General features: G+C 65.2%; 14 protein-coding genes. 7 read left to right on the plus strand and 7 right to left on the minus strand.

Features of this window, described 5'->3' with window-relative positions:
• Positions 1-16: 16 nt before the first annotated feature.
• Positions 17-1,132, plus strand: a complete 1,116-nt coding sequence (locus tag BHD06_RS18790; RefSeq protein WP_254892482.1) for an efflux RND transporter periplasmic adaptor subunit — start codon at positions 17-19, stop codon at positions 1,130-1,132.
• Between the two features lie 20 nt (positions 1,133-1,152).
• Positions 1,153-4,257, plus strand: a complete 3,105-nt coding sequence (locus BHD06_RS18795; protein WP_080458513.1) for an efflux RND transporter permease subunit — start codon at positions 1,153-1,155, stop codon at positions 4,255-4,257.
• A gap of 2 nt (positions 4,258-4,259) precedes the next feature.
• Here BHD06_RS18795 and panC read toward each other — a convergent pair whose 3' ends face one another.
• The gene (panC, locus tag BHD06_RS18800; protein WP_080458514.1) at positions 4,260-5,105 is read right to left on the minus strand and encodes a pantoate--beta-alanine ligase; all 846 of its coding nucleotides are present in this window, start codon (positions 5,103-5,105) and stop codon (positions 4,260-4,262) included.
• Positions 5,102-5,929, minus strand: coding sequence for a 3-methyl-2-oxobutanoate hydroxymethyltransferase (gene panB / locus BHD06_RS18805; RefSeq protein ID WP_080458515.1), 828 nt, complete (start codon positions 5,927-5,929; stop codon positions 5,102-5,104). The genes panC and panB overlap by 4 nt, the downstream gene beginning before the upstream one ends.
• Before the next feature lie 194 nt (positions 5,930-6,123).
• Between panB and BHD06_RS18810 the strand changes: the two genes are divergently transcribed.
• Positions 6,124-8,631, plus strand: coding sequence for an FAD-dependent oxidoreductase (locus BHD06_RS18810; protein WP_080458516.1), 2,508 nt, complete (start codon positions 6,124-6,126; stop codon positions 8,629-8,631).
• A gap of 30 nt (positions 8,632-8,661) precedes the next feature.
• On the opposite strand, the gene BHD06_RS18815 is transcribed toward BHD06_RS18810, so the two are convergent.
• The 4 genes from BHD06_RS18815 to BHD06_RS18830 form a co-directional block, all read right to left on the minus strand.
• Positions 8,662-9,402 (minus strand): GH25 family lysozyme, encoded by a 741-nt coding sequence (locus BHD06_RS18815; protein ID WP_080458517.1) that lies wholly within the window; start codon positions 9,400-9,402, stop codon positions 8,662-8,664.
• A gap of 76 nt (positions 9,403-9,478) precedes the next feature.
• Positions 9,479-9,820 (minus strand): carboxymuconolactone decarboxylase family protein, encoded by a 342-nt coding sequence (locus BHD06_RS18820; RefSeq protein ID WP_080458518.1) that lies wholly within the window; start codon positions 9,818-9,820, stop codon positions 9,479-9,481.
• Between the two features lie 71 nt (positions 9,821-9,891).
• Entirely contained in the window at positions 9,892-10,551 is a 660-nt protein-coding gene (locus BHD06_RS18825; protein ID WP_080458519.1) for a DUF938 domain-containing protein, read from the minus strand.
• Positions 10,548-11,486 (minus strand): aldo/keto reductase, encoded by a 939-nt coding sequence (locus BHD06_RS18830; RefSeq protein WP_080458520.1) that lies wholly within the window; start codon positions 11,484-11,486, stop codon positions 10,548-10,550. Before BHD06_RS18830 ends, BHD06_RS18825 begins: the two co-directional genes overlap by 4 nt.
• Before the next feature lie 224 nt (positions 11,487-11,710).
• On the opposite strand from BHD06_RS18830, the gene BHD06_RS18835 reads away from it, so the two are divergent.
• From BHD06_RS18835 to mltG, 3 genes are all read left to right on the plus strand, one after another.
• The gene (locus tag BHD06_RS18835; RefSeq protein ID WP_080458521.1) at positions 11,711-12,454 is read left to right on the plus strand and encodes a 1-(5-phosphoribosyl)-5-[(5-phosphoribosylamino)methylideneamino] imidazole-4-carboxamide isomerase; all 744 of its coding nucleotides are present in this window, start codon (positions 11,711-11,713) and stop codon (positions 12,452-12,454) included.
• A 144-nt stretch (positions 12,455-12,598) separates the two neighbouring features.
• Positions 12,599-13,858, plus strand: a complete 1,260-nt coding sequence (gene fabF, locus BHD06_RS18840) for a beta-ketoacyl-ACP synthase II (RefSeq protein WP_080458522.1) — start codon at positions 12,599-12,601, stop codon at positions 13,856-13,858.
• The gene (mltG, locus tag BHD06_RS18845) at positions 13,858-15,018 is read left to right on the plus strand and encodes an endolytic transglycosylase MltG (RefSeq protein ID WP_080458523.1); all 1,161 of its coding nucleotides are present in this window, start codon (positions 13,858-13,860) and stop codon (positions 15,016-15,018) included. Before fabF ends, mltG begins: the two co-directional genes overlap by 1 nt.
• A 15-nt stretch (positions 15,019-15,033) precedes the next feature.
• On the opposite strand, the gene rnr is transcribed toward mltG, so the two are convergent.
• Positions 15,034-17,289: a ribonuclease R gene (rnr, locus tag BHD06_RS18850; protein ID WP_080458524.1), complete on the minus strand. Its 2,256-nt coding sequence runs from the start codon at positions 17,287-17,289 to the stop codon at positions 15,034-15,036.
• A 168-nt stretch (positions 17,290-17,457) separates the two neighbouring features.
• Here rnr and BHD06_RS18855 point away from each other — a divergent pair, with 168 nt between their 5' ends.
• The gene (locus BHD06_RS18855) at positions 17,458-18,030 is read left to right on the plus strand and encodes a helix-turn-helix domain-containing protein (protein ID WP_080458525.1); all 573 of its coding nucleotides are present in this window, start codon (positions 17,458-17,460) and stop codon (positions 18,028-18,030) included.
• The last annotated feature ends 3 nt before the right edge of the window (positions 18,031-18,033 follow it).

The raw sequence follows: 18,033 nt of genomic DNA on the forward strand, positions 1-18,033 counted from the left end.
CGTGAAAGGACTTGTGATGGCTTATCTTCCCCGTGTCGTGGCTGCACTCGCGGCCTGTGCCTTCCTGACGCCCGCCCCCCTGACGGCGCAGCAGGGGCAAGACCCCGTGCCGGTGACAGTGGTCACAGTCGCGCCTCAGGACGTGACATTGACCTCGCTCTTGCCCGGGCGCGTCGCTGCCTCCGCCGAGGCCGAAGTGCGCCCGCAGGTCAACGGCATCATCACCGAGCGCCTGTTCGACGAGGGTGCCGACGTGTCTGCGGGCGATCCGCTCTATCAGATCGACGTGGCGACCTACGAGGCCACCGTCCGGCAGGCGCGCGCCAGCGTGGCGCAGGCCGAGGCCGTGCTGCGCGCCGCCGAACGCGAGGCGAACCGGTTGGTGGAACTGCAATCGCGCAACGTGGCCAGCGAGCAGGCACTCGATGAGGCGGTATCGGCCCGCGACGGCGCCGAGGCCGGACTGGAACTGGCACGCGCGCAGCTCAACTCTGCCGAGATCGAGCTGTCACGCACCACGATCCGCGCGCGGCTTTCAGGCCGGATCGGCCTGTCGCAAACCTCGCAGGGCGCGCTTGTGACCGCCAGCCAGGCGCAGCCGCTGGCGGTGATCCGCAATATCAACCCGGTCTATGTGGACGTCACGCAATCCGCCGCCGACCTGCTCCGCTGGCGGCGCGGCGAGACCGAAGAGGAGTTGCGCGGCGCGGATGCGACGGTGCGGCTGATCCTCGCCGACGGCTCGGACTATTCCGAGACCGGGCAGCTCAAGGCCGCCGAGCCGAATGTCGATCCGCAGACCGGCGTGGTCACGCTGCGCATGCAGTTCGACAATCCTGATCTCCTGCTCCTGCCCGGCATGTATGTGCAGGTCGACATGCCCGTCGAGGTGGCCGAATCCGTCTACCTTGTCCCGCAGGAAGGCGTCGTGCGCGACCGGCGCGGGCGGCCCAACGCCTGGGTGGTGAACGAAAAGAACGTGATCGAGGAGCGCGCCATCAGCATCGTGCAGGACCGTGGCAATCAATGGGTCGTGGACGAGGGGCTGAACCCCGGGGATCGCATCGTCGTCTCGGGCTTTCAGAAAACCTCTCCGGGGGCGACGGTCGCCCCTGAAGAACGCTCAGAATAACCGGGCAAAGGACGTAAAGCATGGCACGTTTCTTCATCGACCGCCCGGTCTTTGCCTGGGTCATCTCGATCCTGATCATGGGCATCGGGGTGCTGGCAATCCGGCTATTGCCGGTGGCGCAGTATCCCGAAATCGCGCCGCCCTCGGTCACGGTGGCCGCCAACTATCCCGGTGCCTCCGCCGAGACGGTCGCCAATACCGTGACGCAGGTGATCGAACAGCAGATGACCGGGCTCGACGGGTTGCGCTATTTCTCGTCGCGCTCCACCTCGCAGGGCAATGCCGAGATCACGCTCACGTTTGAAACCGGCACCGATGCGGATATCGCTCAGGTACAGGTGCAGAACAAGCTGGGGCAGGCCACGCCGCTCTTGCCGGAAATCGTCCAGCGTCAGGGCATCACGGTCGAGAAGTCCTCGGCCGGGTTCCTGATGGTCGTGGGCATGATCTCGACCGATGGCGCACTCGAACAGGTGGATCTGTCGGATTATATGTCGACCAACCTCGTGGATGAGCTGAGCCGCGTCGAAGGCGTCGGCTCGGTGCGGGTGTTCGGCTCGGAATACGCGATGCGGATTTGGCTCGATCCGTCCAAGCTGGCGGCCTTCGGCATGTCACCCTCAGAAGTCGTGGCCGCCGTCTCGGCGCAGAATGCGCAAATCTCGGCGGGGGCGTTCGGCGCACGGCCTGCGATCGACGGCCAGCAACTCAACGCCACGATCACCGCGCAGTCACTGCTGAGCACGCCCGAGGATTTTCGCCAGATCGTGCTACGCGCCGAAACCGATGGCGGCCTCGTGCTGCTAAATGACGTCGCCCGCGTCGAGATCGGGGCGCAGAACTATGCCACCACCGCGCGTTTCAACACCGACCCAGCGGCGGGCATGGCGATCACGCTCGCACCCGGCGCCAACGCGCTCGACACCGCGCGCGCGATCAAGGAACGGATGGCGGAATTCGCCCGCTTCTTCCCCGAGGGGGTCGATTACGTGATCCCCTATGACACCACGCCTTTCGTCGAGATTTCGATCAAGGAGGTAGTCAAGACCCTGTTCGAGGCGATCGGGCTGGTGTTCCTGGTGATGCTGCTCTTCCTGCAAAACCTGCGCGCCACGCTCATACCGACGCTTGCCGTGCCGGTGGTCCTTCTGGGCACCTTCGGGGTGCTCGCCGCCGCCGGTTTCTCGATCAACACGCTGACCATGCTGGCGATGGTGCTGGCAATCGGCCTGCTAGTCGATGACGCGATCGTTGTGGTCGAGAACGTCGAGCGGATCATGGAGGAAGAGGGCCTGCCCCCGCGCGAGGCGACGCATAGATCCATGGGCCAGATCACCGGCGCGCTGGTGGGCATCGCAATGGTGCTGTCGGCGGTGTTCGTGCCGATGGCGTTTTTTCCCGGCTCCACCGGCGTGATCTACCAGCAATTCGCGATCACCATCGTCTCGGCGATGGCGCTCTCGGTGGTGGTGGCGATCACGCTGACGCCCGCGCTCTGCGCCTCGCTGCTCAAGCCCAAGGGACATGAGGCACAGCGCGGCCCCTTCGCGTGGTTCAACACCGGGTTCAACAAGCTGACCAACGGCTACACCGGCACCGTGCGCTGGTCGGTACGGCGTCCGGCGCGGGTCTTCGTAGTCTACCTCGCACTCGCCCTCGGCATGGCGCTGATGTTCCTGCGCACGCCCACCGGGTTCCTGCCTGAGGAGGATCAGGGCATTCTCTTCACCCTCATACAGACCCCGACCGGATCGACCGCCGAGCGCACGCTTGAAGTGGTGAAACAGGTGGAAAATTACTACCTGGAACAGGAAACCGAAGTCGTCGATTCGATGTTCGGCGTCGTCGGCTTCAGCTTTTCCGGCAACGGCCAGAACATGGGCCTCGCCTTCGTCCAGCTCAAGGACTGGGACGAACGCCCGCGACCCGATCAAAGCGTGCAGGCCCTCGCCGGTCGCGCCTTTGGTGCGTTCAGCCAAATCCGCGACGCGCAGGTCTTTCCCGTCGTGCCGCCCTCGGTGATCGAGCTGGGCAACGTGTCGGGGTTTGATTTCTACCTGCAGGCCCGCGCCGGGCAGAGCCACGGCGACCTGATGGCGGCGCGAAATCAACTCCTGGGCATGGCTGCACAAAGCGATCTCATCGCCTCCACCCGGCCCAACGGGCTTGAGGATGCGGCGCAGTTCAACCTCGATATCGACTGGCGCAAGGCCGGGGCGATGGGGCTGACCCCGACCGATGTGGGGGAGTTGCTGCAAATCGCCTGGGCGGGGACCTATGTGAACGATTTCCTCGATCAGGGCCGGATCAAGCGCGTCTATGTGCAAGGCGAGGCCGAGGCCCGCGCCACCCCCACCGATATCGAGCAATGGCGCGTGCGCAACGCGAGCGGCGGGCTGGTGCCGTTCTCGAATTTTGCCAAAGGCAGCTGGGATTACGGGGCACAGGGGCTTTACCGCTATAACGGCATCCCCTCGGTGCAGTTGCAGGGCTCTCCCGCGCCCGGCGTCTCGACCGGCGAGGCTATGGCCGAGATGGAACGCCTTGCCGCAGAGCTTGGCCCGGGTTTCGAGCTCGCGTGGACCGGGCTTTCGCTGGAAGAGCGCGAGTCGGGCAGTCAGGCACCGCTCCTTTATGCACTGTCGCTTGCCGCCGTGTTCCTGTCGCTGGCCGCGCTCTATGAAAGCTGGTCGATCCCATTCGCCGTCATGCTCGCCATGCCCATCGGCATCGTCGGCGCGTTGACAGGCGCGTGGCTGGGCGGGTTCGAGAACGGGGTATTCTTCCAAGTGGGCCTGCTCACCGTCATTGGCCTCACGGGCAAGAACGCGATCCTGATCGTGGAATTCGCCCGCGAACGGCACGAGGCGGGCGATCGCGTGATCGAGGCGGTGGCGACGGCGGCGCGGCAACGCTTCCGACCGATCATCATGACCTCGATGGCCTTCTCGCTCGGCGTTTTGCCGCTGGTGCTCAGTTCCGGCGCGGGCTCGGGCGGGCGCAACGCCATCGGCTCGGGCGTGCTCAGCGGCACGATCTCGGGCACGGTGCTGGGCGTGGTCTTCGTGCCGCTCTTCTTCGTGATCGTGACGCGCCTGTTCCGCCGCGGCGCGGCCAAGCAATAGCGTTAGTCCACCGCGATATTGTCGATCAGCCGCACCCCCGCGAGCCAAGCCGCAGCAAACAGCCGCGCCGGGCGCGTGGGGGCGGTGAGCGCCGAAAGATCGTCCTGCGCCCGCAGGTCAAGGTAATCAACCCCGGTGAACCCGGCCCGCTCCAGCCGCGCCGCAGCCTGCGCCTGTAAATCGGCAAAACCGCGCCCGGCGCGCAACCCGTCTGTAATCTTTTCCATCTCTTCGAAGAGCACGGGCGCCGTGGTGCGCGCGCGGTCCGACAACAGCAGGTTGCGCGACGACAGCGCCAGCCCGTCGATATCGCGGATCGTCGGGCAGCCATGCACGGTAATCGGAATATCCAGATCCCGCGCCATCCGCCGCACCACCATGAATTGCTGGTAGTCCTTCTCGCCAAAAAACGCGTCGGTCGCGGCGGTTTGGGTGAACAGCTTGGTGACCACCGTTGCCACCCCGTCGAAATGGCCGGGGCGCCAGGCCCCCTCCATCACATCGGTCAGACCCGACACCGAAACCGTCGTCGCGAAATGCTCAGGATACATCTGATCGCCGTCCGGCACCCAGAGCGCATCGACCCCAAAACGCTCCAGCTTGCGTGCGTCCTCAACCTCGGTCCTTGGATAATTCTTCAGATCCTCGGGATTGTTGAATTGCTTGGGGTTGACGAAAATCGTCACGATCACCCGGTCGCAACGCGCCTTGGCTGCCGCCACCAGGGAAAGATGCCCGTCATGCAGCGCGCCCATGGTAGGCACGACACCGATGGTCTCGCCCGCGCGGATGAAAGGCCGGGTGAACTCGCGCAGATCACTCAGCGCGCGCAGGATCGGGGCGGTCATGCCTTGGGGGCCTTGTCGGAAAAGACATGCTCTGGCGCCGGAAAGCGGCGGCTGCGCACCTCCTCGGCATAGGCCGTGATCGCCGCCTCGCCATCCTCGCCCAAATTGCCGTACCGCTTGACGAATTTCGGCTTGAACGCGGTAAAGAGCCCCAGCATGTCATCGAGCACAAGGATCTGCCCGTCGCAGCCCACCGAGGCCCCGATGCCGATGGTGGGAATGCTGATCCCGGCGGTGATCTGATCTGCCTGCGTCGCGGGCACCTTTTCCAGCACCACGGAAAACGCGCCCGCCTGATCGACCGCGCGCGCATCCGCCATGAGCGCCTCTGCCGCCGCGCCCCTGCCCTGCACCTTATAGCCACCAAGCGTGTTGATGGATTGCGGTGTCAGACCGATATGCGCCATCACCGGCACGCCCCGCGCCACCAGAAAACCGATGGTCTCGGCCATGTGCCGCCCGCCTTCGAGCTTGACCGCAGCCGCGCCCGTCTCCGCCATCAACCGCGCGGCATTGCGGAACGCCTGAGCGGGGCTCTCCTCGTAGGAACCGAAGGGCATGTCCACCACCAGCATGGCGCGGCTCAGCCCCCGCGCCACCGCCTGCCCGTGCAGGATCATCATTTCCATCGTCACACCAAGCGTCGAGGACAGACCGTGCAGCACCATACCAACGCTGTCGCCCACAAGAACGAAATCGCAATGTTCGTCCATCATCTGGGCCATCGGCGTGGTATAGGCGGTCAGGCTGACAATCGGCGTGCCGCCCTTCATCTTCCTGATATCATCGGGCAGCGGGGCGGATTTCTGGCTGGTGGCGCTCATGGCAGTCTTTCGGTTGTCTCTGCGTCGCGGCGCAGGCTAGCAAGGGTGGCAGGGGAAATCCACCGCTCAGTTTTACACCGGCAAAAGCCGGGAAGGTCGCTTTTGGGCAGCTTTGTGTCGGCTGAATTTCGCACGAATTGGCAGGACTGATAAAGATCGCCCAAACACCGCATACCCCAAGGGAGTCGCATGCCATGAAAACCCAAGTCAAAGCCCTCGTCGTCGGCGGCGGTGCCGTCGGCACATCCATCGCCTATCATCTGGCCAAGGCAGGCTGGGACGATGTGATGCTGCTGGAGCGCGACGAGCTGACATCGGGCTCGACATGGCACGCGGCGGGGCTCCTGCCGCTCTTCAACATGTCCTACGCCACGACCCATATCCACAAGTATTCGGTCGATTTCTACAAGACGCTGGAGGAAGAGACCGGGCTCAACGCCGGGTTCGCCGTGGTGGGCAACCTGCGCATGGCGCAGACCGACGCGCGGATGGACGAATACATGCTCTACGCCTCCACCGCCGAGACCTGCGGCGTGGCCTATGAGTGGCTGACCCCAGAGCAGATCAAGGACCGCTGGCCGCTGATCAATACCGAGGATCTGAAAGGCGCGATCTATCACACCGAGGACGGCTACATTAACCCCGCCGACGTGACGCAGGCGATGGCCAAGGGCGCGCGCCAGCGGGGCGTGATGATCGAGCGCAAGTGGCAGGCCGATGCGTTCCACTGGACCGGCACCCATTGGGAGGTGACCTGCACCAAGATGATCGAAAAGGGCGGCAATCTTGTGCCCGGCGACGAACAGATCGTCATCACCGCCGAGCATGTGGTCACGGCAAGCGGCAACCACGCGCAGACCACGGCGAAAAAACTTGGCATCAAGATCCCCGCGATCCCGGTCGAGCATCAGTTCATCGTGATGGACAAGGACCCGGCACTGGTCGAATATCGCGCGAATGGCGGGCAGGAACACCCCGTCGTGCGCGACGCCGACGCGCAGAGCTATGTGCGCGAGGAACGCGGCGGCTGGATTCTGGGCGTCTATGAGAAGAACGCCCCCGCCTGCTTTGAATACGGCGTGCCCGACAGCTTCCGCGCCGATCTCTTCCCGCTCGATCTGGAGCGGATCGAAGAGCAATATATGGCGATGATCCACCGCATCCCGTCCTGCGAGGAGTCGGGCCTCAAGGACGATTTCAACGGCCCGATCTGCTACACGCCCGACGGCAATCCGCTGGTCGGCCCCGCGCCGGGGCTGCGCAACATGTGGCTGGCCGAGGGCTTCAGCTTTGGCATCACCGCTGCTGGCGGCACCGGCTACTACCTCGCCCAGCTGATGGTCGAGGGCGAGGCCGAAATCGACATGGCAAGCCTCGATCCCAAGCGCTATTCGTCAAACTGGATGACAACCGAGTTCGCCGCGCGCAAGAACGAGGAGGCCTATGACCACGTCTATATCCTCCACCACCCCGACGAGGAACGCCCCGCCGCCCGCCCGCTGCGCACCGCCCCGGCCTATGACCGGCAAAAGGCGCGCGGCGCGCAATTTGGCTGGGTCAACGGCTGGGAGCGGCCAAACTATTACGGCCCCCTTGATGCGCCGGAAAACTTCGACCACGATGCCCGCAGCTTCCGCCGCGGCGGCTGGTGGCAACATGCCGTGGATGAGGCAAAGGCGATCCGCGAGGGCGTGGGCCTGATCGACGCCACCGCCTTTACCAAGCACGTCATCAAGGGGCCGGGGGCGACCGCCTTCCTCGACTGGTTCACCTGCAACAAGCTGCCCAAAGTGGGCCGCATCAACCTGACCTATGCGCTCACCGATCACGGAACGACCCGCACGGAATACACCATCGTTCGGCTGAAAGAGCACGAATATTACCTCGTCTCCTCCGGCGGATGGACGGAATACGACGCCGACTACATGCGCAAGGCCGCCGAGGATATGGCGCCCGAGTTCGGCTATATCGAGATCCAGGACGTGACCACGCAATGGGGCGTTTTCGCCATCGCCGGCCCGAAATCGCGCGACGTTCTGCTTGAGGTGATCAAGGATGCCGATCCGGCGACGGCGCTTTCCAACAAGCGCTTCCCCTGGCTCTCGGCACGGCAGATCGAGCTGGGCATGTGCCCGGTCAACGCCATCCGTGTGGCCTATACCGGCGAATTGGGTTGGGAATTGCATCACCCGATCGAGATGCAGAACTACCTCTTCGACCTGCTGGAAAAGGCGGGCGAAAAGCACGGGATGAAGCTGGTGGGCGCGCGCGCGCAGAACTGGCTGCGGCAGGAGAAAAGCTATCGCGCCTTCGGCAACGAGCTGGGCCGCGACGCCACCCCGCTCGAGGCCGATCTGCCCCGCTTTGTCGATCTCGACAAGGAGTTCCGCGGCAAGGCCAAGCTGGTCGAAACCGGCGTGCGGGTGAAATGCTGCACGCTGCTCATTGACGGGCCCGAGGATGCCGATCCCTGGGGTCGCGAAGTGCTCTATACCGAGGATGGTACCCGCGTCGGTCGCCTGACCTCGGGCGGTTATTCGGTGGCTTTTGGCAAATCCATCGGCATGGGCTACGTCACCCCCGACCTGGCGGTCGAGGGCACAAAGCTCAAGGTCAAGATGCTCGACCGGCTCTGGGACGCGACCGTGACCTGCGACAGCCCCTACGACCCCAAGAACGAGACCATCCGCAAGGATGGGTGATACATGCAGGGGGTGCCTTCGGGTGCCCCCTCATTTTTCGTGCTGGCGCAACCACCTGCGCCACGCGCTCTCAGACCCGCGAAAGACGTTGATATCGACGCCGCCCTCGACCCCCGGCACGATCCCGGTGCCGGTATATTGCCAGAACACCCACGGGTGACCGGGATAGACCTGATCGGGCGTTTTCGCCACCGAGCGTAGCCAGAACTCCGCCCGCACCTGCCCGATGCCGGTCTGGGCAAAGAATTCCGGGGTGGTGTAGATGATCGGGCGCTGGCCGTAGTGACGCTCGACGATATCGAGGAAGATCTCGGCCTGCCGCCGCACCTCCGCCCCCGGCGGGCGTACCACGCAGGTGGGCGAAAACGGGTTCCATTCCATGTCGAGCACCGGCGGCAAGGCCTTGCCCCGTCGCGGCACATTGCGGATGAACCAGCGCGCCTGCACCTCCGGTTTGGTGCAGAAATAGTAGAAATGATAGGCCCCACGCGGCACGCCATGGCGCGCCGCCAACTGCCAATTGCGGTCGAATTGCGGATCCTTGAGGTCGCCGCCCTCGGTCGCCTTGATAAAGGCGAATTCGACCTCAGAGAACGCCACCCGCTGCCAGTCAATCTCGTTCTGGAACCGCGCCACGTCGATGCCATGCACCGGATAGCTGCCCGGCCCGCGCGGCCCGAAATCCACCCGGTCGTAGTCGCCGAACCGGTCCGCCGCAAGGCCCGGCGCGGTCAATGTCAACCCGAAGCAGAACAGAACCACGCGCAGCATCAATGCCTCCCCGGATCGGATACCCGCGCCGATCCTAGTCCGGATGTATCCCGCCGTCAGCCAATTCCGCGTCCGCCTAGCCTTTTTCCGCCAACTCGTCATAGCAGGCGATCGCCTTGGCGGCATACATCATCGCCGGGCCACCGCCCATCTGTATCGACATGGCGAGCACATCGCCGACCTCTTCGCGGGTCGTCCCGACGCGAATCAACGCCTCCATGTGCAGCGCGATGCAGGGTTCGCACTTGGTCGCCACCGCGATGCCGAGCGCGACAAATTCCTTGATCTTGAAATCGAGCGTGCCGCCTTCCTTGACGGCCTTGCCAAGCCCGCCGAAGGCGCGGGCGGTGTCGGGGATGAGCGCGTTGAGCGTGCGCAAATCCTGGCGGGTGGTGTCGATGGTCTTGGACCAGCTCATGTCAGCGCCTTTCTGTGGCTGCGGTTGCAACCGTAGAAACCACCCTTGGCGCGACTTGGCCTTGATCCAGATCAGCCGGGACGCTCGCCCACCAGAAAGAGGTTGTTGGCAGGCATCTGGCGAACCGGATGCAGGCTCAAACCCACCTCGCGCAGCCAGCCCTCCACCTCGGCCAGATCCTTGTAGCCGATGGCCGGGTCCTGCGCCGTCAGGCTCGCATCGAACCGCGCGTCACCCTCAGAGGTCGCCTGCCCGTCGCGCAGGAACGGGCCGTAGATTGCAAAGCGGCCGCCGGGGGCAAGTGCCTGCGCCGCCTCCGCGATGATCCGGCGCGCCTCGGGCGCGCTGATGAGGTGCAGAAGGTTGATCAGCACGATCAGGGCCTGCCCTGCCTGCTGTGCGCTCCAACCTGCCTCGGTCGCATCGAGCGCCATGGCAGCGCGCAGATTGGGCAGGCCCGCCTCGGCGACATAAGCGTCGATGCTGGCGCGACGCGCGGCGTCAATCTCGGTGGGCTGCCAGTTCAGGCCCGGCATCGCAGCGGCAAAGGCCACGACATGCTGCCCGGTGCCAGAGGCGATCTCCAGCGCAGGACCTGTTTCCGGCGCGAATTCGCGAAGCGCTTCGCTGATCGCCGCCGCATTGCGCTCTGCCGAGGGCGCGTGCAGCTTGGCACCCTCGCCCGCATGCGCGACCGAGGCCGAAGGCGGCAGGGTGCGGCGCGCGCTCATCCGCCCTCCTCCGTGCGATCCGTCGCCGGGGGCGGCGTGGGGGTAAGGGCGGCGACCCGCGCATAGAGCGCATCATCCATGTCGAACGTCATCGCGGCCAGTGAAGGCGCGATCTGCGTCGCCGAGCGGCCCGATATGAGCGGCACGGGCCGGGCGGGATGCCGCGAAGCCCAGGCTACGGCCAGCGTCGCGGGATCGGTGCCAAGCTCTGCCGCGATTTCGACCAGGCCTGCGGCTGCGTCACGCATCCAGTCCTTGCCGTAGCGGATCGCATAGCGTTCGTTGCCGGTGAGCCGTCCGGTCTCGCCTCGGGCGTATTTGCCGGTGAGCAGGCCGCCCGCCAGCGGTGAATATCCGGCCACGACCATCCCCTCAGAGGCCGCCATTGGCAGGATCTCCACCTCGGCCTGCCGCTTCACGAGACTGTACATCGGTTGCAAGACCGAGATTGGCAGGTCGAAGCGCACGCCGATACAGGCCGCCTTCATAACCTGCCAGGCGGCGAAATTCGACAGGCCGACATGGCTGATCTGGCCGCGCGATTTCAGATCGGCGAAACACTCCAGCGTTTCCTCAAGCGGTGTGTCGCGATCAAAGCGGTGCAGATAGAGAATATCGACATGATCCATCCCCAGCCTCTGCCGCGAGAGATCGAACTGCGCGCGGATATTGTCGGCCCCCGCGCCGCCCGAATAGCCCGCCTTGGTGGCGATCACCAGCCGGTCGCGATGCGGTGCGGCGAACCGGCCGAGCAGGGTTTCCGACGCACCGTCTGTATACAGATGCGCGGTGTCGAAATGGGTGATGCCCGCCGCGAGGCACGCGTCGAACATGCCGCGAGAGGCGCGCTCATCCGCTGTGCCGCCAAATTGCATTGTACCGAAAGCAACCTGGCTGGCCGGGGTTCCGTCGGGGGAGGTGATCTCTGTACTCATGGCGCGCAGACTGCCATGGGGATGCGACGAAGGGAACAGGGGATTGCGGCGTTTTCATCGCGATGCGGCGACGTTGGCCGCGCAATTCCCGCGCAACTGACACCTGCGCGGCGCGAACAGGGGCTATCATGCCGATTTGAGAACAGCGCGGCGTCGCCCGCGGGTGCACGAAGACGCTGGCCCGGCATGCCCGCCGGGGGCTTTACCTGACATGGGGCTTGGCGATGATCCTTTATCCGACTCTGGAAATTCTCAACGGCAAATGCGTGAGCCTGACGCGCGGGCGGCTCGACGAGCCGGTGATCTGGCATGTCGATCCGGTCGAAACCGCGCGTGGATTCGCGCGAGCCGGTGCCGAATGGATGCATCTCACCGACATGAACGGGCTGCGCGGCGAGGGCGGTAACGAGGCGCTGATCGAGGAGATCATCCGCGCCGCAGGCATCCCGGTGCAGCTTGGCGGCGGGTTCCGCTCGCGCGAGGCGGTGAGCCACTGGATCGACAAGGGGGCGGGCCGTATCGTGCTGGGCACCATGGCCATCCAGAACCCCGAGGGCGTCAAGGAAGTGGCCAAGTACCACCCCGATCAGATCGTCGTGGCCGTGGACGTGTTCCAGGGCCAGTTGATGAGCGACGGCTGGCGGTCGGCCAGTGCGTTCGGGGCCGATGATTTTATCCGCGCCTTTGATGGCGTGCCGCTGGCGGGCATCATCATCACCGATATCGACGCTGATATCGAAGACAGCGACGGCAGCCTCGGGGTCATCTCCGGCCTTGCCGCACAGACCCGTCAGCAGATCATGGCGCGCGGTACGGTGCGCAGCGTCGATGACGTGGCGCGCCTGCGCTACATCCCCAATATAGCGGGCGCGCTGATCGGACGGGCGCTGCTATCCAGGGATGTCGATCTGGCCGAGGCGCTGGACGTGGCCCGGCCAACGTCGGAACCCACCGCCGAGTTCCAGTAGGCGACCCGCATATATCGCGGCCCATGATATCGGCCGATGGATGCAAAACCGGCGCGCGCCCGCGCGCCGGGAGGCGCGCTCTTGCCCCCCGGGGGCAAGCCGGGGTAAGAGCAGCCGGAGAATGAGCAAGGAAAGGTCAGCATCATGCGGCGTGTCGTTGTCACGGGGCTGGGTCTCGTGACCCCATTGGCCGATGGGGTCGAGCAAAGCTGGAGCCGTCTGCTGGACGGGCAATCCGCGGCCGGAACCATCACCCGTTTCGACCCTTCGAATGTGGTCACGAAATATGCCTGCGAAGTGCCCTATGGCGACGGCAGCGACGGCACCTTCGATCCCGACCACTACATGGAGCCAAAGGAACGCCGCAAGGTGGATCACTTCATCCTCTTCGGCATGGCCGCAGCGCAGCAGGCAGTCGAGGATTCTGGCTGGCAGCCGCAGGATGCCGAGAGCCTTGAGCGCACCGGCGTGATGATGGGCGCGGGTATCGGCGGGCTGCGCTCGATCGAAGAGACCACGCTGATCATTCGCGACAAGGGGGTGCGGCGGGTGTCGCCGTTCTTCATCCCCGGCGCGCTGATCAACCTGATCGCCGGACAGGTCAGCATCCGCTACGGGTTCAAGGGGCCGAACCATTCGGTGGTCACCGCCTGCGCCTCGGGTGCACATGCCATTGGCGATGCCGCGCGGCTGATCATGTTCGGCGATGCCGATGTCATGCTCGCGGGCGGGGCCGAGGCGTCGATCTGTGAGATCGGGATCGCCGGGTTCAACGCTTGCAAGGCGCTCTCGACCAAGCGCGCAGACGACCCGAAGGCGGCCTCGCGTCCCTATGACGCGGATCGCGACGGTTTCGTCATGGGCGAGGGCGCGGGCGTGGTCGTGCTCGAGGAATACGAGCATGCCAAGGCGCGCGGTGCCAAGATCTATGCCGAGATCCTGGGCTATGGCCTGTCGGGCGATGCCTATCATGTCACCGCGCCGTCCGAGGATGGCAACGGCGGTCTGCGCGCGATGCGCGCGGCGCTGAAAAACGCCGGGCTGGAACCTGCGGCGGTGGATTACATCAACGCGCACGGCACCTCGACCATGGCCGACACGATCGAACTCAAGGCGGTAGAGACGCTGCTCGGCGAGGCCGCGAGCCACGCGACGATGAGTTCCACCAAATCCTCGATCGGGCATCTTCTGGGTGCGGCGGGGGCCGTCGAGGCAATCTTCTGCATCCTGGCATTGCGCGATCAGGTGGCACCGCCGACGATCAACCTCGACAATCCGGCAGTCGAGACGACGCTCGACCTCGCCCCAAATGCCAAGCGCGCGCGCAAGATCGACGTGGCGCTGTCGAACAGCTTCGGCTTTGGCGGCACCAATGCCGCGCTGGTGCTGGGGAAACCGCGCTGATGTGGCGGCATGTCGCGTCAAATTTCCTGACGCTTCTGGTGGTTGTGGTGTTCCTGCTGGGTGGCCTGATCCTCTGGGGCCAAAGCCAATACACCGCCGAAGGCCCGCATGGCGATCCGATCTGCCTGCGGGTCGAGCCGGGCAGCAACATGCGCATCGTGTCGCGCAAGCTCGAGGGCGAGGGCGCGGTGACAAGCGGAGCGATCTTTCGCATCGGCGCGGATTATGCCGAGAAAACGGGGGATCTGAAGGCCGGAAGCTGGCTTATCCCCGAGCGGGCGAGCATGTCGGAGATCACCGATATCGTCACCCGGGGCGGGGCGAGCAGCTGCGGCACCGAGGTGGTTTACCGCATCGGCGTGACCTCGGCCGAGGTGGTGGTGCGTGAGCTTGACACCTCCACCGGTCGCTATGAGGAGCGCGCCACCTTTGATCCGATGGCCGAGCAGGTGCCCGCGCCCGCAGTCTTTGACACCGTGCGCGGGCAGGCCGACACGCGGTATCGCATCGCCTTTGCCGAGGGCGTCACAAGCTGGCAGGTGGTCGAGGGTCTGAAATCCGTCGATGTACTTGACGGAGAGGTCGAAGAGGTGCCCGCCGAAGGCACGCTCGCCCCCGACAGCTACGAAGTGCGTCCGGGCGACAGCCGCGAAAGCGTGCTCAACCGCATGGCCGAGGCACAGGAGGTGATTCTTGCGGCGGCCTGGGAGGGGCGCGCCGAGGGGCTGCCGCTGGACAGCGCCGAGGAGGCGCTGATCCTCGCCTCGATCATCGAGAAGGAAACCGGCGTCGCGGAGGAAAGGCGTCAGGTGGCGAGCGTTTTCGTCAACCGGCTGAAGCGCGGTATGCGTCTGCAAACCGACCCGACGGTGATCTATGGCATCACCGAGGGACAGGGCGTGCTGGGGCGCGGCTTGCGGCAGAGCGAATTGCGCCGGGCAACGCCTTGGAACACCTATGTGATCGAGGGGCTGCCGCCCACACCGATCGCCAATCCTGGCCGCGCCAGCATCGAGGCGGCGGTCAAACCGACCAGCACGGATTACGTGTTTTTCGTCGCCGATGGCACGGGCGGGCACGCCTTTGCAGAGACGTTGGCCGAGCATAACCAGAACGTCGCCCGCTGGCGCGAAATCGAGGCCGGGCGGGCAACGGAGTAAAGGCCGACTCCGCGCCTAGCCGCGTTTGCGCGCGACCTTGCGCTTGGCCTTGGCGGCCTTGTGCTTGGCTGCGCCCTGTTTGCGCCGAGGGGGCTTGCCGCGTCCGCCGCGCCCGCCCTTGGGCATTTGCTCGCCCTCTATGCTCACCAGATCGAGCGCGATGCCGCCCGAAACCGGGAGCGCCTCGGCCAGCCGCACGGTCACGCGCTGCCCCAGCCCGATGGTCAACCCGGTATCCGAGCCCATCAGCGTGCCCGCCTCGCGGTCGAAATGGAAGAATTCCCGCCCGAGACTGCGCACCGGGATGAGCCCGTCCGCGCCCGTCTCATCGAGCCGAACGAACACCCCGAACTTGGCCACGCCACTGATCCGCCCGGTGAACTCCTCGCCCAGCCGTTCCGACAGGAAGGCCGCGAGGTAGCGGTCATTGGTGTCGCGCTCGGCCATCATCGAGCGGCGCTCGGTCTCGGAGATATGTTGCGCGGTATTCTCGAGTTGCTCGATTTCCGCCGGACTCAGTCCATCCTTGCCCCAGCCATGCGCAGTGATCAGCGCGCGATGCACGATCAGGTCGGCGTAGCGCCGGATCGGCGAGGTGAAATGCGCATAGGCCTGCAAGGCAAGGCCGAAATGCCCGAAATTCTGCGGCGCGTAATAGGCCTGCGTCATGGCGCGCAGGGTGGACATGTTGATGACCTCAGAATGGTCGGTGTCTTGTGCTGCATGCAACAGAGCGTTGAGATGCGCGGTGCGCAAAACCTGCCCCTTGGCCAGCACCAGCCCCGCCGCCTCGGCCACCTCGCGCAGGCTATCGAGTTTTTCGGGGCTGGGCTCTTCGTGCACGCGGAAAAGCAGCGGTGATTTGCGCGCGACCAGCGTCTCGGCGGCGGCCACATTGGCCAGCACCATGCATTCCTCGATCAGTTTATGCGCGTCCAGCCGCTCGGAGAAATTGACCGACAGCACCTTGCCCTCGTCGCTCAGCACCACCTTGCGCTCGGGCAGGTCGAGGTCCAGCGGTTGCCGCTTGTGGCGCGCCTGTTGCAGCGCATCATGCGCGGCATAGAGCGGGCGGATCACCTCGTCCATCAGGGGGGCGCATGCGTCATCCGGCGCGCCATCCATCGCGGTCTGGATCTGCTGATAGCTGAGCGAGGCGGCAGAGCGCATGAGGCCGCGCACGAACCTGTGCCCGACCTTCTCACCATGTGCGTCGATCTGCATCCGCACCGCCAAACAGGCGCGCGGCACGCCCTCGTGCAGCGAGCACAGATCGCCCGACAGTCGGTCGGGCAGCATCGGCACCACGCGGTCGGGGAAGTAACTGGAATTGCCGCGTTTTCTGGCCTCGGCATCCAGTGCGGAACCGGGGCGCACATGATGCGCCACATCGGCAATCGCCACCCAGATCACATGCCCGCCCTCGTTCTTGGGGTCGTCATCGGCATGGGCCCAGACGGCATCGTCATGGTCGCGCGCGTCCGAGGGGTCGATGGTGATGAGCGGCATGTCGCGCAGGTCGTCCCGGCCAGACAGCCCGGCAGGTTTCATCGCGTCGGCCTCAGCGATCACGTCGTCGGGGAATTCGTCCGGGATGCCGTGCTGATGAATGGCGATAAGCGACACGGCCTTGGGGGCCGAGGGGTCGCCCAACCGCTCCAGTACCCTTGCGCGCGGCAGGCCGAGGCGGGTCTTGGGGCCGGCCTGTTCGGCCTCCACCAACTCGCCGTCCTGCGCGCCGCCGGTGGCGTCGCGCGGCACCTGCCATTCCTTGCCGTCGCCCTTGTCGATGGGTACGATCCTGCCGCCCTCTTCTCCCTTGCGAAAAACACCCAATACTTTCCGGGGGTTGGCCCCGATGCGGCGAATGAGCCGTGCCTCGTAATGATGCGCCTCGGCCTTGACCTCCTGCAAACGCGCGAGGATGCGGTCGCCCTCGCCCAATGCCGGATCCGAGGCGCGGGGAATGAGCAGCACCACCGGCTCCACCCCCTCACCCTGCCATTCCAGCGGCTTGGCCAGAAGCTCCCCATCCGGGGTCAAATCATTGATTTGCAAAACAGATACCGGCGGAAGGCGGTCGGGATCGCGATAGGTTTTCTTGCGTTTTTCGAGATGGCCCTCATCCTCCAGCTCCTTGAGCAGGCGCTTGAGGTCGATCCGCGCAGCCCCCTTTATACCAAAGGCCTTGGCGATATCGCGTTTCGCGGTGAGGGTCGGGTTGTCCGAAATCCATTGCAGGATATCGGCCTTGGAGGGCATCTGGCTCATGGCTCGCACGTAGCACGATGCGGCTGGCGCGTCATCCGCGAAAACGGGGGCTGTATTGCGTCGGCATCGCGTCGGTTCGGCTGTCGACGCATGAAATAGGGATTGATTTTTTCATGGAATCACCGCAGCGTGAAAATTGCTAACGAATTTTCACGAGACTCACCGCCAATGCATCAGTCCGACATCAAGCACATGCAAAGCCTGGGCGCCGATCTGCGCGCCCTGCGCAAGGCGCGCGGGCTTACGCTGGCGGGGCTGGCGGGGCGGCTTGGCCGGTCGGTTGGCTGGCTGTCACAGGTCGAGCGCGACCTGTCGGAGCCGTCGATCAGCGATCTGCGGCAGGTGGCGCACGTGCTGGGCGTGCCGATGTCGCTGCTCTTTGGCCATGCGAGCGCGCCGGTGAGCGAACAGGGCTATGTGGTTCGGGCAGGCGCGCGGCGGCCGATGGGCTCGGGCGAGGAGGGGCTGATCGAGGAATTGCTCTCGCCCGACCTGACCGACGAGTTCGAGGTGATCCATTCGACCTTTCGCCCCGGCTCGAAGATGCAGCGCCCGGCGCAGCGCCCGACGCAGGAGGTGGGTTACATCCTGTCGGGCAGGCTCGACCTGAGGATCGCAGAGCGGCGCTTCACCGTCGGCGCGGGCGACAGTTTCCGGTTTCGCGGCGAGCCCTATTGCTGGGCCAATCCCTATGACACGCCCTGCGTTGCGATCTGGGTGATCGCTCCGCCGGTTTATTGAGGG

The organism is Roseovarius sp. A-2 (assembly GCF_002072155.1).
GTDB lineage: Bacteria > Pseudomonadota > Alphaproteobacteria > Rhodobacterales > Rhodobacteraceae > Roseovarius.